The organism is Bifidobacterium italicum, from assembly GCF_002286915.1.
Classification (GTDB): domain Bacteria; phylum Actinomycetota; class Actinomycetes; order Actinomycetales; family Bifidobacteriaceae; genus Bifidobacterium; species Bifidobacterium italicum.
In genome coordinates this window covers 1-1,406 of sequence record NZ_MVOG01000068.1, presented here as the reverse complement: position 1 = coordinate 1,406, position 1,406 = coordinate 1, and the positions used below count along the sequence as shown (strand labels likewise).

General features: G+C 70.8%; 1 protein-coding gene. It reads left to right on the top strand.

Features of this window, described 5'->3' with window-relative positions:
- A partial coding sequence (locus tag B1400_RS09290) for a type IV secretory system conjugative DNA transfer family protein (protein ID WP_106408306.1) occupies positions 1-1,406 on the top strand: 1,406 nt, incomplete at both ends.

The following is a 1,406-nucleotide window of genomic DNA, read 5'->3' as shown; positions in this document are numbered from 1 at the left end:
CGCGGCAGCCCTGGCCGCGTCCCTCGCCTGGAGGCGTCGTCCGGGCCGCGCGGCGGGACGCGGCGAGACGCGCGTCGACGTGTACGCGGCGGCCATGGGATACGGCGAGGCGACGCGCAAACTGTCTCGCGAGCACGCGCAGGACATGGCGCGCCGCCTGGTCGCCGACTGGGACGCGGCGACGATGGAGCCCGGATACCCGTTGGGCGTCAACCTCAAGGACCGGCGCCCGATCAGCACCAGCTGGGAGGACATGGTCGTCGTGTTCGCCGGCCCGCGCTCGGGAAAATCCCTGTGCTACGCGATCCCCGCTGTCAACTCCGCGCCCGGCCCGTGCCTGGCGACCAGCAACAAGGGCGACATCATCGACAACACGCGCGCCGTGCGCGAACACCGCTTCCCCGACGGGCGCATCTGGGTGTTCGACCCCGAACGCATCGCCGACCCCGGGCGCGGGCGCGCGAACTTCGTATGGGACCTGGTGGGCGCGATCCGCACCCTGGCCGACGCCAAACGCGTCGCCGACTGCTGGCGGTACGCGTCCGGACAGCCCCAGACCGGCGGCGACGACTTCTTCCCGGGCACCGCCGCCCAGCAGCTCGCCGACTACCTGTTCGCCGCGCATCTGGGCGGACGGCCGATCAGCGACGTGTTCCGATGGGCCAGCAACGAGCGCGACGACGAGGCCGCCCAGATCCTGCGCCGGCACGGCGGCTACGACAACATCGCCGCCCGCGTCGCCTCCGTGATCGCGCTGACGCCCGAGACCCGCTCGGGCGTGTTCGGCTCCCTGCAGACCATGGTCGCGTTCCTGGCCGACCCCGACCTGCTCGACTGGGTCGAACCGCGCGAGGGCGACCCCCGGCCCGTGTTCGACGCGCGCGAGTTCGCGCTGGGCCACGACACGCTCTACCTGCTGAGCGCGCAAGGCAGGCCGAGCACCGCGCTGACGGCCGCGTTCACCGCGATGACCGCGTTCACCGCGTTCAACATCGCCCAGGGCGAATGCGCGTCCAACAACCGGCGTCTGCCCGTGCCGCTGTGCCTCGTGCTCGACGAGGCCGCGAACATCTGCCGCTGGCCCGAACTGGCCGACGTGTACAGCTACTTCGGATCGGCCGGCATCCCGATCATGACGATCTGGCAGAACCCCGACCAGGGCAAGGCCGCGTTCGGCGAGACCAACTTCGGCTCGCTGTTCAACAACGCCAACACCCTGGTGTACATCGGCGGCATCAAGGACGCGAAATGGCTGGCCGACATCTCCGGCCTGGTCGGCCAGCGCGACATCGTGCGCGGCTCGGTCAACGTCGACTCGCGCGGATCCAGGAGCGTGAACCGCTCCATCCAACGCGAGAACATCCTCGACGTGTCCGACCTGGCCGAATGGCCCGTCGGGCGCGCGC